General features: G+C 65.1%; 1 protein-coding gene. It reads right to left on the bottom strand.

What is annotated here, in order from left to right; genetic code table 11:
* Window positions 1–45 precede the first annotated feature (45 nt).
* The gene (locus KME75_RS42035) at window positions 46–687 is read right to left on the bottom strand and encodes an HAD family hydrolase (protein WP_219420641.1); all 642 of its coding nucleotides are present in this window, start codon (window positions 685–687) and stop codon (window positions 46–48) included.
* Between the last annotated feature and the right edge of the window lie 142 nt (window positions 688–829).

The raw sequence follows: 829 nt of genomic DNA on the forward strand, positions 1-829 counted from the left end.
TGATCAAGCTCGAAGCCCGCAATGCCTTCGGGTTCCGCAACCCCATCAACCAACGCCTACGATCACGCTGCGCGAGCATCCGAGCGGCCCTCCGACCAGCCAAGCCCGGTTAACTTCGAAGACCCCCTTATTGGCGTAGCCGATACACGCCACGCCAGCCGCACGCGACGCCTCGATGTCGGTCACCGGATCACCAACGAGAACGGCGGCGTTGGGTTCGACGCCGAGCAGCCGAAGTGCTGCTTCGATCGGGCGCGGATCGGGTTTCATCAGGTGGGGCTTTCCGTATGCTCGCCCCACGACCGCGTCACCGACGAGGTGCAAGAGGTTGTACTTCCTGAGGTACTCCAGGACCGCTGCGCCCGAGTTGTTGCTCACGATCGCCACTCGGCGTCCCGTCGCCGCGGACGCCCGGAGGCTGCTGTCGCCACCAGGGGTGGGCGAGGCCGAGTCGGCTGCCGTCGTTTCAGCCGTCGTGAGGAGGTCGTCCGCCACACGTGCCAGGTCGAGTCCTAGGAGGGTAGGCGCGAGGCGCAGGACCTCCAGCGGGTCTTCTGCCTGCGACGGGGTCAGGTCCAAACGCTTCCCCGTCCTCTCTTCCAGACTCATTCGCAGCCTGTACGCGACGGTCGGTGCGGGGAAGCCTGCGAACACGGAACAGACCGGTCCATCGAAGTCGAAGAGCACCGCATGAGCGGCGCGCAGTGAGGTGATCTCAGCAAGATCGTAGCGCGACGTGAGCGCGACACGCTCATATCGGACAATCTGCGCGGTGCTGGTGAGAGCGTGGGGTCCCCCGATAGGGAGTTCTCACCACAAGATCGACCCG

The sequence above is a fragment of the Pseudonocardia nigra genome, assembly GCF_019396355.1.
GTDB classification, from domain to species: Bacteria; Actinomycetota; Actinomycetes; order Mycobacteriales; family Pseudonocardiaceae; genus Pseudonocardia; species Pseudonocardia nigra.